Here is a 12,834-nt window from a genome sequence, read left to right on the forward strand (position 1 = left end):
GCGGCCTCGCGGGTTCGGATAGGGGGATGCGTCAGGCACGGGTACAGCTCCCGTAGCGGCGCGCGGCCGGTTTTCCGGCGGCGGCGAAACGCCTTGTCAGTGAAATCGTTTCTGGAAAGGGACTTGGGGCGAGTCCGGCTCCCCATCGGCGGGGCGAATCATAGGGAGCTAGACGCGGCGCGTCAAGGAACAAACGACGATTTTGTCTTGATCCAGGACAAGTCGGGGGGCGGCGAACAGGGTGGGATTATTTCACGATTTCCGCCGCCACCAAGAGGCCCGAAATGTTGTGCTGGTTGTAGTCGATGCGCGTGGTGTTGCGGACGGGCGAGTGGCGGAACGCGCCAAGCGCGCGTTTGGGGTTCGGGTAGAGGCCGGCGAACTGGGGGCGGATCATGCCGCCGATCTGGAATTTCGCGGCGCGCATGATGATCGTTTCCAGCTCCTTCATTTTCTTTTCGTCGCCGATGCGCTGCGCGATGCGCCACGTCGCCGTCAGGCCCTCCGAGCGCGAGCCCGCGGGCGTGACCGCCGGCGGCACGGGATAGTAGCCGCCCGCGTAGTCGCGCGGCGGCAGGAAGCGGATCCACTGATCCGCGCCAATGCCGTCCGCGATCGCGAACGCGTATTCGGCGTACTCCGGCCTGGGATCGACCGAATGCAGTTCATCGAGCGCCAGCATCAGCCACGCGTCCGGCGGAACGTTGAAACGCAGCCCCAGCATGTTCCAGCGCTCGTTGATGAGGTAATCCGCCGCGCACCGAACGGCTTCGAGGATCTCCGGCCGGCGCGCGTCGCCGCCCTCGCGCTCGAGCATCTTGTAATAGCGGATCAGGCCGAGCATCGCCTCGCCGGGGTAATAGATCGAACGCCGGTTCTTCTCCTTCACGCCCGGGACGCCGCCGTAATAGCTCGCAAGGCTGCCGTCGCGGTTTTGCGAAAGAAGGATGTGCCGGGCGAGGCCCGCCATGTAGCGATCATTCTCGCCGTTTGATTTCGCGACGCCGTGTTTTTCCACGAACGCCATCAGCGCAAGGCCCGCGCCGCCGAGCTTGATCGCCCGCGGCTCGCGGACATACAGGCGATCCTTGTCCTTGGGGTCCGCCTCGATGACCGACTTCAGCCACGCGAGCCCCTTGTCCGCGCTCGCGAGATAGCGCGGCTCGCCCGTCGCGCCGAAGAGCTGGTACATCGCGTAGGTCGTACCCGCGTGACGCAGGAGGTTGTAGTCCTTCTTGTCGTATTTATCGCGGCCGGCGTTGTATTCGTAGTACCACTTGCCGTTTTCCTTTTGCATGCCGATGAGGAAATCGCCGCCGATTTTGCACGCCTCGATGATGTCCGCGGACGATAGGTTTTCGACGAGCGTCGATGCGCGATAAAGCGGCAGCGGCTTTTCGTTGAACGCGCGCGTGACGAGACCTTCGTCGAGGAACGTGTACAACCCGTCGCCGCGGTCGAAGTCGCGGATGAGCGGCGCGCTCGAGCCCGATACGTTCTTGATTGCGCGTTCAAAACGCAGCTCATTTGCGTGAATCACCGGGCCGGGCAGGGCGCGGCAATGTTCGGCGTCGCAGCGAAGCAGGCCGTGGATGCCCGTCTGGTAGGTCAGCCCCGCGCTCGCGAGCGAATCGATCCACACGCGCGAGACGCCGCGCGCCAGGTGCACGGAGATCGCCTCGGGTGTCACGTCGATCTTGCGTTTCCAGAGCGCGGTCAGCTCTTGCGAGAGGCGCGCGACAAGCGGCGCGAGATCGGCTTCGGCCCTCACGGCGCCCATGAACGGCCGATCCGCGCGCGTACCCGCGTGGAAGGCGACGATGATGAATTCGGTATCGGACGTGGAGGGCACGGAGCGCTCCGGCGGGGCGGTCGTGAATCCGGACCAGGCCGCCGCCGCGAGAACCTCGCGGTCTTCGTCGGAGAGCACGCGGCGAAAATCCGCGTCGCCTTGCAGCACGAAGATCCCGCCGACAAAAAAGACGGGCACGACCGCGATGACCGCAATGGCCGAAAACGCGCGCTTCACGAACAGGACGGCCTCGCGCGTTGCCATCAGAAAAGGCCTCCGACGCCGAAAAAGAATACGTCCGGATTCTTGCGATCAGGCGCGTGCGCGTAAACGAAACGCAGCGCGACGTTGTAGTAATACGCGAGGCCGAGCGACTGGATCAGCTCGAACCCGTATGCCTCGTAAATTTCGCCGGGATCGTTCACGTCAAGTTCGCCCATCCAGGCCTTGCCCGCGTTCGCGTAAACGCTCGCGGACAGGGTGTCGAAGTAAATCGGCTGCGTGCTGAAGCCGGTCTGCTGATACCAAAGCGGCGCTCGGTAGTCGATGCTGCCGACCGCGGCCCGCTCGCCGCGCAAATCGCCGGGTGCGAATCCGCGCAGGAAAAAGGTGTTCGTCGCCGTCTGCGCGGTGAGGTCTTCCTGGGTGTATCCGCCGATGCGAAAGGGCGTGCGGTAGAGTTCGTCTCCCTGCGCGGCGCCGGCGAACAATCGCAGGTCAAGGACATTGTTGCGCCACGGAATCGACACGAACTGGCGAAGCGCGAGGATCGCGGACGCCACGTCGTATTCGGATCCGAAAACGCGGTTGTCGGCCGCGACGGAGGCGATGTACACACCGCCGTTTTCCGGCGCGACGGAGAGCTGATAGCCTTCGGCATTCGAAAATACGACACCGGCGCGCGGACCGGACATGATGCCTTCTTCCGGCAGGCGATTTCGCGGCTCATCGATCTGCGTGTCGCGCTCGAAATATTGCACGAGAAAGTTGCCGAAGACGGAGAACTCGTCCGTGAATAGATACGACGCGCCGGCGGCCGCCGCGTTGCGAAGCAGAAAGAAATTGTGCGTGTCGCCGGTTTCGTCTTCCGCGATGTTGCCGTAGTCGAGGCCGATGCGCGAGGCGCTTGCGCGGAGCGTCGGGCGGAACCGGTCGTAGGCGTACGCGACGGCGCCCGACAGGAACCCGCGCTCGAATCGGTAGTTCAGATCGACCGCGTACGAGTGCCGGCCGATGGAATCGATGCCGGAGGTTTGCAATCCGAGCGAGCTGATGGTCCGCTCGCCGAACCACGCCAACGAGTAGTTCGGCATCCAGTACGACGGGCGCAGCGTGCTCCACGGCGAATAAAGCTCGATGGCCGGGTCCGACTCGCGCGCACGATCCTCGAGCCCGGCCGTGACGCCGCCCGGTCGGATGGCGTTGGACCGCGGGCGGACGACGCCCTCTCCGCGGCCGTCGGCGTCGGCGAGATTCATCACGTGCAGATCGAATCCCCGCGCGGAGTACTGGATCATCGCGAGGCGTTTTCCGTCAGGCGAAGGCGTCGGGTAAAACGCGCCGTTGACGACGTTCGTCACGCGCGCGAGCCGGCGCGACGCAAGATCGAGCGCGTACACATTATGGATGCCGCTCGCATCGGAGACGAAATACAGCGTCTTGCCGTCGGGCGAAAATACCGGATCGACATCACGCGAGGACGCGTCCGTGACGCGCTCGAACGCACCGCTTCGCCAATCGAACAGAAAGATGTCGCGGTTGCCGTCTTCGTGCCAGACCGATAGCGCGATCGTCTCCCCGTCGGGCGAAAACGCCGGCTCGGACAGATGCACCGGATGCGTGAAGCGGTCAAATGACGTGAGGTCAGCGAGTTCGCCGGTTTCAAGATCGACGCGCACAATCTTGGACGCCGCGTCCTTTTGCGCGATCGCCACGACCCACGTCCCGTCCGGGTGGACGTCCGGGTCACGTACGCGCTCGCCGCGCGTGAGCCGCCGGTCGATCAGCTTGTCGGGGTCGTGGATGTAGAGATCGTGGTGCGTCGTCCAGGGGTTGTCCGGGCCGGCGGAGGCGTACACGATCTTGCGCGTTCCGGGGACGACGGCCATGCCGCGCAAGATGCCGGCGCCTTCGACCGTTCGGCTTTGCCCCGACGGAAGATCGATCGCCTCGATCCGCCCCTTTCGTCGCCCGTCGTTCGTTTCGACGAGCACCGTGTCGTTATCGAGAAAACGCGGCCGTCCATGCTGGAATCCCGAGTCGGTCAGCGCGCGCGTTGCGGTGAGACCCTCCTCGACAAGCACGCGGTACTGCGCCTGATACGCGAACGTCGCTTCGTATCGCCAGTCGCTCCACAACTCGTCGAGCGTGTGGTGCGCGAACGTGCTTTTGGCGTTCGTGTCGAACAGGAACGGCCAGATCTGGCCCGCGTGCTTCCACGCATAATCGCCAAGCGTGTCGTCGCCAAAGCGGTTCGCGAGGTATTCGTGAAATTCGCCGCCGAAGATGTACGGGACCGCGCCGCCCGGCCAGGTGCGCGGGAAAAACGACGCGCGGTCGAGCCCCGGAAAACGTCCTTCGAGAGCGGCGGCGCGGATGATCATGTCGGAGGTAGTCGAACGATTGCGCCCCTTGGTCGTGAGGTCCGTTTCCTCGTGAACGGCGAGGCCCTCGATCATGAACACCGGCTGGATGTGCTGCAAAAAGAACGCGCGGCCGAATACGAAACGCAATCCGGCGGGGATCGCGCGCACGCTGTCGATGTGGATGGCGTGCGTCATCTCGTGCGTGATGATGGTGCGCATCCAGTCGTCGTAGTAGTCGAGGCGGTCTTCCGAATGGGGCAGCGCGGCGAAGATGCGAATGGTGTTCCAGGGCTGCTGCGTGGAATAGCCGTTCGTGTCGTCGAGCGAGTCGGCAAGGACGATGCGGATTTTCTCTCGCGGGACCCAGCGCAGTTTTTGCGTCAGAGCGGGGAAAACATCCTCGGCGACGATCGCGGCCTTCTTCGCCAGAAATTCCTCGCCCTCGTAATAGATGATCTCGAAATTCTCCGTCGCGATCGTCTTCCAATCGTACCCGGCTTCGTAAATCGACGCGGCGAAGGCGCCGGCAGGGAAAAGCGCCGTGGCGATTACAAGAATAAAGACCGAAAGGAGGAAAGACCGGAAGGCTGGAACGCCGGCGCGCGCCGCCCCGCACCATTCGCCGCATCGGCGCGTCCCGCGCACCGTCCCGCGCCATTCGCCAAATCGGTGCGTCCCTCGCAACGTCCGGCACCATTCGCCAAATCGGTGCGTCCCTCGCATCGTCGCGTCGTGCACGGACATGCGACGCGCCGTCAAGGCGCGTCTTGTCATCCTGAGCGAAGCGAAGGATCCCGCCTCGCCTGATGTCAAACCCTTCCCCAACCGCATACCCGTTCGCGACCCCAAAAAATGCTGGCGAAAATGCACGACATTCGTGTCTAACAGCTTTGCGGCGGACCTTCCAGCCTTCGCGCCGTCCCACCGTTCCACCATCCCGCGCTGTTACGCGTTCGTGCTACAACATGCGGCGGAGGTGTCGCGTGGCGATCTGGGCTCTTGCCGATTTGCATCTGGGATTCGCGGTGGACAAGCCGATGGACATATTCGGCGAGGTCTGGCGCGACCACCCCGCGAAGATCGAGGCGGCCTGGCGCGAAACGGTCGCCCCGGAGGATACCGTCCTTGTCGCGGGCGATATTTCCTGGGGCATGACGCTCGACGAGGCCATGCCCGATCTCGAATTCATCGATCGCCTGCCGGGCAGGAAGGTGATGATCCGCGGCAACCACGATTCCTGGTGGGTGAAAATCGGGCAGCTCCGAAAACGCGTGCCCGCGTCAATTCACGTACTGCAGCACGACGCAACGATCGTGGAGGGCTTCGCGGTGTGCGGCACGCGCGGATGGGATCTGCCGATCCCCGGTTATTCGATGAACGTGCTCGCGGATGAAAAGGTTTTCGAACGCGAGCGGCAGCGGCTTCGCCTTTCGTTCGAGAAGGTCGCGCCCGGATGGCCAATCATCGTCATGCTGCATTATCCGCCGGTGGTGAAGGGCCGCGACGCCGTGGGCTTTTCGGACATCATCGAGGAATTCGGAGCGCACACGGTCGTTTATGGCCACTATCACGGGCCGGACAAGGATCTGGCGTTCGAGGGTGAACGCAACGGCGTGCGCTACATCTTCTGCGCGGCGGACGCGGTGGGGTTTCGCCCGGTGCGCGTGGCGTGACGCCGCTTGATTTTCCGCGCGTTTGCCACGAAAAACGAATCGCTCATCTGCCACGCAACGACAATCGGGAGTCGATGATGATATTGCGCCGGACTTCGACCGCGCGGATTCTTACCGCGCTCATCCTTCTGACCTTCGCGGCCCCGCCCGCGATCGCCGATCCGGATTGGGATCACACCTACGCGGACTACGGCGCGGTGCTGCAGAAATTCGTCACGGACAACGGGCGCGTGAACTACGCGGGGCTCAAGCTTGGCCGCGAAGGGCTCGACGATTTCGTGAAGGCCGTCGACAAGCTCGACGACGACGACTACGAGGTCTTCACGAAGGACCAGAAGCGGGCGTTCTGGATCAACGTCCACAACGCGCTCGTGCTTCGCGTCGTGATCGACAACTACCCGATCCCACCGAAAGAGGGCTATTCACGCTATCCGGAGTCCTCTCCGATGAATATCGAAGGGGCGTGGCGGGAGGAGTTCGACTCGCCGGTCGGCGACGTGACGCTCTCGCGCATCGAGGGCGATATCCTTCCGGACCTGGCCGAGCCGTATTTCGTATTCGCGATCTCCAAGGGCACGATCGGCGGGCCACGGCTTGCGCGCGAGCCCTATACGCCGGAAAACCTGACCGCCCAGCTCGAGACAGCCGCCGAGCGCTATTTCCGCGACGAAAATCACGTGAACGTCCAGGACGAGCAGCTCATCCGGCTTTCGAATTTCCTGCGCATCCACGCCAAGCGATTCGTGGGGAGGCACTACCGCGTCGATCAGTTTCCGCGCCGCGACAAGACCGACATCGCGCTCATGAACATGATCCTCAAATACGGCGACCCGAACCTCGCGGCGCCGATCCGCAAGAATCTTTTTCGCATCGAGTGGGTGGAGCCGGACAAGACGCTGAACGACGTGCTCGCCAAGCCTTCGGCCAACGCCGAGTAGAAAGGGTCCTCCCGTGCTGAACATGGAGCTTTCCGAAGACCAGCGCATCCTGCGCGACCAGATCCGCTTGTTCGCCGAGACGGAGATCCGCCCGGTCGCGCGCGACCTCGACATCGAAGAACGTTTTTCGGTGGAGACGGCCAAAAAAATGGCCGCGATGGGGCTCTTCGGCATGACGATCCCCGAGGAATACGGCGGAAGCGGATTTCCGTACCTCAGCTACGTCATCGCCGTCGAGGAACTCGCCCGCGTGGACGGGTCGCACGCCGCGACGGTCGCGGCGGCGAATTCGCTCGGCATCGGCCTCATCTACTATTATGGCACCGAGGAGCAGCGCCAGGCGTGGCTGCCGCGCCTTTGCACCGGCGAGATCATCGCGAGCTTTGGACTGACCGAGCCGGACGCCGGCTCCGACGCCGCGCACAGCCGCACGCGCGCTAAGCTCGAAGGCGATCATTGGGTGATCAACGGCAGCAAGATATTCATCACCAACTCCTCCTCGCCGCTGGCGGGAGTGTGCGTCGTGCAGGCGGTCACCGGAACGCAGTCGAGCGGCAAGCCGGAAATTTCCTGTATCCTCGTGCCGCACGGCACGCCGGGTTTCCGCGCCGAGCCGATGAAAAACAAGCTGATGTGGCGCGCGTCCGACACGGGGCAGCTTTATTTCGACGATTGCCGCGTACCGAAGGAAAACCTGCTCGGCGGCCGCGGCGAGGGCTTCAAGCAGATGATGGCGACGCTCGATCAGGGGCGTTTGTCCATCGCGGCGATGGGTCTTGGCGGCGCACAGGGCGCGTTTGAGATGGCCCTGAATTACTCGCAGCAGCGTATTCAGTTCGGCAAGCCGATCAGCAGCTTTCAGGCGATTGCGTTCAAGGTTGCGGACATGGCCGTGGAGATCGAGGCGGCGCGCTGGCTGCTCTACAAGGCGGCCTGGCTGCGAGACGCCGAACAGCCGTTCGCCAAGGAAGCGGCGATGGCGAAGCTCTATTGCTCGGAGGTCTTCAAGCGCGTCGCGCACGCGGCGGTGCAGATCCACGGCGGATACGGGCTGATGAAGGAGTTCGACGTCGAGCGCTTCTACCGCGACCAGCGCATCCTGGAGATCGGCGAGGGCACAAGCGAGATCCAGCGCATCGTCATCGCGCGGCACCTGGGGCTCAAGCCGATGTTCTAAGAAAGCGGCCCTCGGCGATGTCAGGGCCGCAAACGAAGTCGCGCCAGGGGCGCGACGAAGTGCGCGGTTGATACCGCCCCGGCATCGCGGCTACCGCCACCCTGATTGCTGATGCGCGGCCCTGACGAGCCCCCCGATGCGAGGCGGCAAAAAAAAGCGCGGCCCTGCCTGGAGCAGGGCCGCGCCTTTTGACCTGGCGTTTTTTCTAGTTGAAGCAGATCCAGTCAACGAGGCCGACGGAATCCCAGTAGGCGTCGGCGACGTCGCTGACGGTCATGATGAGCGTAACCGTGGACTGGCCGGCGGGAAGCTCGGCGCTCGCCGTCTTGCCGACGTTGTCGTCTTCGGGCTCACCGCGCGGATTGTCGTCGGCGCTGTCGTCCCAGCGCAGGGAGCCGTCAAACACCTTGCCGGTATCGTTCCACTGCGCGTCGTCGGAGGTCGCGATGCTCGCGATCTCTTCCGCCGCGGCGGGAATGTCGATCCAGTCTTCGTTGGTCGCGATTTCGTTGACCGTGCGGTTGACGACGTACTCCGGCGCGCCCTGCACGATGAACGTGAAGACGTCGTTGTACGCGCTGCCGACCCACTCCGCGTATTCCTGGCTCGCGAAGTTGTAGCTCACCTCGACGGAGGTCGCGCCTTCGGGCACGGCGACCGAAAGGGTCAGCGTGCAGCTCTGGACGCTGCTGCCGCCGCTTGAGGCGAACAGGTAGTTGCCGCTGTCGCCGTCGGGGAACAGGGCGTCGTAGCCTTCGTCGGACACGCCGAAGAAGCCTTGGTCGCAGCCGGAGCTGAAGTCCCAGTTGAACGACGCTTCGCCGCCGGCGAAGTCGATGCAGTCGCCGTCCGGCGCCGCGTCGTCGTCGCCCGGCTCTTCCATCTCGCTCTCGCCGCCTTCGACGTCGCTTGTGCCGTCCGGGAAATCCTCGCTCGGAGGCGTCGAATCTTCACCCGTCGTCTCGTCCTTCGGGTTCGGGTTCTCCTCGGGATCCGTGCAGGGCATCGAATCGTCGCCCTGGCAGTCGTCGCCGTCGGAGAAATTGACGTTGACGGGCGTGTCGCCAAGCGCGGGAAGCGCGTAGCTGCCGTCATCCGCGGTATAGGTGAAGAAGGGGCCTTCGTTGGCGACAACGAGAATATCGGCTTTCTTGTTGCCGTCGCAGTCCTTCACCGAGCCGCTCACAAAACCGTTCTGCTCTTCCGCGAAATACGCGACGTACAGGCCGGAACCGGACGATCCGATCGAATCCCCAAGAATCTCGCGGGACTCGGAATCGAGCTTCAGCTTGCCGTCGTCGATAACGACCTTGTTCGCGTAGCGAAGACGGTTGCCGTATCCGGCGACGTCCTCGACCTTGGCGAACGCGATCATCTGCGTGATCGAGTCCAGATCCAGCAGATCCTCGAGCAGGCTCAGGTCCACCTCGAAGTCCTGGTCCAGGGCCTCGGCCTCATCGCCCTCGAAGTTGATACCGAACATGAACACCCAGCCGTCCGGCGTGTCCGCGCCCGCCTCGCCTTCGTCGAGCACGAAATCGTAACCCGTGGCCGCTTCCAGCGCGTCCTCCGTCGCTTCGTCGCAGCCCGCCGCGAAGATCAGGGCGGCCGCCATCGTCAGGAGCACCAGCGATTTAACCTTAAACATGCGTTCCTCCCAGATTACGGAAATGAGGGTAAACGTCAGCCGCTCCGGGGCGACGCCTCCTCAACCGTCTTTGGCGCGGTTCATACCAGATATTTGTGAGCTTTGTCAAAGGATGTTTTTCGGTGATCGAACGGGGATGGTCGGCAATAAATTAAACAAAATCAATATGTTAAGTGAACTTCCTGAAAGTAAGTCGGAAAGGAAATCGCCGCGTTGCCCGCGGCGCCGCCCGGAAGGCACGCCGGGTTTCGCCGCGCACCGGCGCGGCGGGAACGTGGGGAAGGCTGACGTTTTTCACGAATGACACACCCACGATGCCGGCCGTTGTTGACCCTCCGCCGCACCGGATGATAGCGTTCGCACCGTCGCTCGGGGTGTCCTCGCGAACGGCCGCGAGGGCTGAGATCACACCCGCGGAACCTGATCCGGGTCATGCCGGCGTAGGAAGGACGACAATGGCCGACAAGCTTTCCCCGACATCTAATCCCGTCAACGGCGACGTGACGCACGCATGCGGCACCGCCGGCGACCATTTTCCAGAATCCGCCAAGATTTACGAGAAACGGGACGGCCTGGCCGTGCCGTTTCGGGAAATCCGGCTGACCGGCGGCAAGCCGGCGTTTCGCGCGTACGATACGAGCGGCCCCGCGGGCTGCGACCCGCGCGACGGGCTGCCCCGGCTCCGCAAGCCGTGGATCGAGGCGCGCCGCGACGCCTTCGGCGCCCACAACGTGACGCAGATGCACCACGCTCGCGCGGGGCGAATCACCGACGAAATGCGGTACATCGCGATCCGCGAAAACGTCGAGGCGGAATTCGTGCGTTCGGAGGTGGCCGCGGGGCGGGCAATCATCCCGGCGAATGTGAACCACCCGGAAAGCGAGCCGATGATTATCGGCCGTAATTTCCTCGTGAAGATCAATGCCAACATCGGCAACTCGGCGGTTTCCTCCTCGATCGAGGAGGAGGTGGAAAAGCTTAAGTGGGCGACGACCTGGGGCGCGGACACCGTGATGGACCTGTCCACCGGACGGAACATCCATGAGACGCGCGAGTGGATCCTGCGCAACGCGCCGGTGCCGATCGGCACGGTGCCGATTTACCAGGCGCTCGAAAAGGTGAAAGGCCGGATCGAGAAGCTCGATATCGACGTGTATATGGACACGCTCGTCGAGCAGTGCGAGCAGGGCGTCGATTATTTCACGATCCACGCCGGTGTGCTGAAGGACTACATCCCCCTGACGCGTAAACGCCTCATCGGCATCGTCAGCCGCGGCGGATCGATTCTCGCGCATTGGACGCAAATCAAGGAGCGCGAAAACTTCCTGTACACGGAATTCGAGCGCATCTGCGAGCTTTTGAAGAAATACGATGTCGCGTTTTCCCTTGGCGACGGACTGCGTCCCGGCGGTATCGCCGATGCGAACGACGCGGCGCAGTTCGCGGAATTGCGGACCCTCGGGGAGCTTACGCAAAAGGCGTGGGTGCACGACGTGCAGGTCATGATCGAAGGGCCGGGCCACGTGCCGATGAACAAGATCCGCGAGAACGTCGAATTGCAGATGGAGATTTGCCACGAAGCGCCGTTCTACACTCTCGGCCCGCTAACGACCGACATCGCGCCGGGATACGACCACATCACGAGCGCGATCGGCGCGGCGATGATCGGCTGGTACGGCACGGCGATGCTCTGCTACGTCACGCCGAAAGAGCACCTGGGGCTGCCGAACAAGCAGGATGTGAAAGCGGGCGTCATCGCCTACAAGATCGCGGCGCACGCGGCGGATGTCGCCAAGGGCCACCCGGGCGCGCAGGAGTGGGACGACGTTCTCACACGGGCGCGTTACGAGTTCCGCTGGGAGGATCAGTTCAACCTGGCTCTCGATCCCGGCACCGCGCGGCGCTATCACGATGAAACGCTCCCGGCCGACGGCGCCAAAAGCGCGCACTTCTGCTCGATGTGCGGGCCGTCGTTTTGCGCCTATCGCATCAGCCAGGACGCGCACGCGGCCTTCGACGAGGCGGGCGGCGAACCGGACGAAGCGCCCGCCGCGGCCGGCGGCGCGAACGGGTAGGGCGTCTCCATGCTGCTGCGCGTGAACGGCGAGAATCTTTCCATCGCGGACGAAGCGACGCTCGAGGACGTCCTCGCGCAGCTATCCATCCCCGCGACGCACATCGCCGTCGAGCGCAACGGCGAGTTGGTCGAGGACGAACCGCGAGCGTGCCGCCTCGAAAACGGCGACCGCCTCGAGATCGTCCGCTTCGTGGGCGGAGGTTGAGATGACTGACGCCGGCGACGACACGCTCGTCATCGCGGGCGAAAAATTCGGCTCGCGCCTTTTGCTCGGCACCGGCAAGTTCTCAAGCCCCCAGGCGATGGCCGAGGCGGTCGCGGCGTCGGAGTCGGAGCTTGTCACGGTGGCATTGCGTCGCGTCGATCTGACGCAGCCGGACGACTTGATGATGAGCGCGCTGGATACGAGCCGCTATCGCATCCTGCCGAATACGTCCGGCGCGCGCGACGCGGCGGAGGCGGTTCGCCTTGCCAAACTGGCTCGGGCGGCCGGCGGGTACACCTGGATCAAGCTCGAAGTGACTCCCGAACCGAATTACCTGTTGCCCGATCCGGTGGAGACGCTGAAGGCCGCGGTGGAACTGGTAAAGCTTGGTTTCACGGTGTTGCCCTACATGAACGCCGATCCGATCCTCGCCCGGCATCTGGAAGACGCGGGATGCGCCACGGTGATGCCGCTGGCCGCGCCGATCGGCAGCAATCGCGGCCTGAAGACGCGCGAGCAGATCGCGATCATCATCGAGCAGGCGGGCGTGCCCGTTGTCGTGGACGCGGGGCTGGGCGCGCCGTCGCACGCGGCCGAGGCGATGGAGATGGGCGCCGGCGCGGTGCTCGTCAACACGGCGATCGCGATCGCCGACGATCCGACGGGCATGGCGCGGGCGTTCGCGCTCGGCGTTCGCGCCGGGCGCGCGGCGTACCTCGCGGGGGCCGGGGGCGAGAGC

The 12,834-nt window shown here is 64.0% G+C and carries 9 protein-coding genes and 1 riboswitch; of the genes, 6 read left to right on the plus strand and 3 right to left on the minus strand.

Going from position 1 to position 12,834, the window contains the following annotated elements; all coding sequences use genetic code 11:
• Positions 1-247: 247 nt before the first annotated feature.
• Both K8I61_15355 and K8I61_15360 read right to left on the minus strand, forming a co-directional pair.
• On the minus strand, positions 248-2,056 hold the full coding sequence (locus K8I61_15355; protein ID MBZ0273415.1) for a hypothetical protein: 1,809 nt from the start codon (positions 2,054-2,056) through the stop codon (positions 248-250).
• On the minus strand, positions 2,056-5,121 hold the full coding sequence (locus K8I61_15360) for a hypothetical protein (protein MBZ0273416.1): 3,066 nt from the start codon (positions 5,119-5,121) through the stop codon (positions 2,056-2,058). Before K8I61_15360 ends, K8I61_15355 begins: the two co-directional genes overlap by 1 nt.
• 221 nt (positions 5,122-5,342) lie before the next feature.
• On the opposite strand from K8I61_15360, the gene K8I61_15365 reads away from it, so the two are divergent.
• The 3 genes from K8I61_15365 to K8I61_15375 all read left to right on the plus strand — a co-directional run bounded on the left by K8I61_15365 (position 5,343) and on the right by K8I61_15375 (position 8,165).
• Positions 5,343-6,050, plus strand: a complete 708-nt coding sequence (locus K8I61_15365; GenBank protein MBZ0273417.1) for a metallophosphoesterase — start codon at positions 5,343-5,345, stop codon at positions 6,048-6,050.
• 74 nt (positions 6,051-6,124) lie between these two features.
• Entirely contained in the window at positions 6,125-6,988 is an 864-nt protein-coding gene (locus K8I61_15370) for a DUF547 domain-containing protein (GenBank protein ID MBZ0273418.1), read from the plus strand.
• A 16-nt stretch (positions 6,989-7,004) separates the two neighbouring features.
• On the plus strand, positions 7,005-8,165 hold the full coding sequence (locus K8I61_15375) for an acyl-CoA dehydrogenase family protein (protein MBZ0273419.1): 1,161 nt from the start codon (positions 7,005-7,007) through the stop codon (positions 8,163-8,165).
• 205 nt (positions 8,166-8,370) lie between these two features.
• Here the strand turns inward: K8I61_15375 and K8I61_15380 are convergent, their stop codons facing one another.
• Complete coding sequence (locus K8I61_15380) at positions 8,371-9,813, minus strand: choice-of-anchor L domain-containing protein (GenBank protein ID MBZ0273420.1); 1,443 nt, start codon at positions 9,811-9,813, stop codon at positions 8,371-8,373.
• A 360-nt stretch (positions 9,814-10,173) separates the two neighbouring features.
• A riboswitch (TPP riboswitch) is annotated at positions 10,174-10,278 on the plus strand.
• Here K8I61_15380 and thiC point away from each other — a divergent pair.
• The 3 genes from thiC to K8I61_15395 all read left to right on the plus strand — a co-directional run.
• Positions 10,269-11,888, plus strand: a complete 1,620-nt coding sequence (gene thiC / locus K8I61_15385) for a phosphomethylpyrimidine synthase ThiC (GenBank protein MBZ0273421.1) — start codon at positions 10,269-10,271, stop codon at positions 11,886-11,888. Its footprint overlaps the riboswitch before it by 10 nt.
• Positions 11,889-11,897: 9 nt before the next feature.
• Positions 11,898-12,095, plus strand: coding sequence for a sulfur carrier protein ThiS (gene thiS, locus K8I61_15390; GenBank protein MBZ0273422.1), 198 nt, complete (start codon positions 11,898-11,900; stop codon positions 12,093-12,095).
• A gap of 1 nt (position 12,096) precedes the next feature.
• The coding region (locus tag K8I61_15395) for a thiazole synthase (GenBank protein MBZ0273423.1) at positions 12,097-12,834 on the plus strand (738 nt) is incomplete at its 3' end.

Source organism: bacterium (assembly GCA_019912885.1).
In the GTDB taxonomy this organism is placed as follows: Bacteria; Lernaellota; Lernaellaia; order JACKCT01; family JACKCT01; genus JAIOHV01.

Bases quoted from the DNA above. Each gene is read 5' to 3' on its own strand.
- K8I61_15355 (MBZ0273415.1), bottom strand. From the start codon at position 2,056: ATGGCAACGCGCGAGGCCGTCCTGTTCGTGAAGCGCGCGTTTTCGGCC.
- K8I61_15370 (MBZ0273418.1), top strand. From the start codon at position 6,125: ATGATGATATTGCGCCGGACTTCGACCGCGCGGATTCTTACCGCGCTC.
- K8I61_15365 (MBZ0273417.1), top strand. From the start codon at position 5,343: ATGCGGCGGAGGTGTCGCGTGGCGATCTGGGCTCTTGCCGATTTGCAT.
- thiS (MBZ0273422.1), top strand. From the start codon at position 11,898: ATGCTGCTGCGCGTGAACGGCGAGAATCTTTCCATCGCGGACGAAGCG.
- K8I61_15380 (MBZ0273420.1), bottom strand. From the start codon at position 9,813: ATGTTTAAGGTTAAATCGCTGGTGCTCCTGACGATGGCGGCCGCCCTG.
- thiC (MBZ0273421.1), top strand. From the start codon at position 10,269: ATGGCCGACAAGCTTTCCCCGACATCTAATCCCGTCAACGGCGACGTG.
- K8I61_15360 (MBZ0273416.1), bottom strand. From the start codon at position 5,121: ATGTCCGTGCACGACGCGACGATGCGAGGGACGCACCGATTTGGCGAA.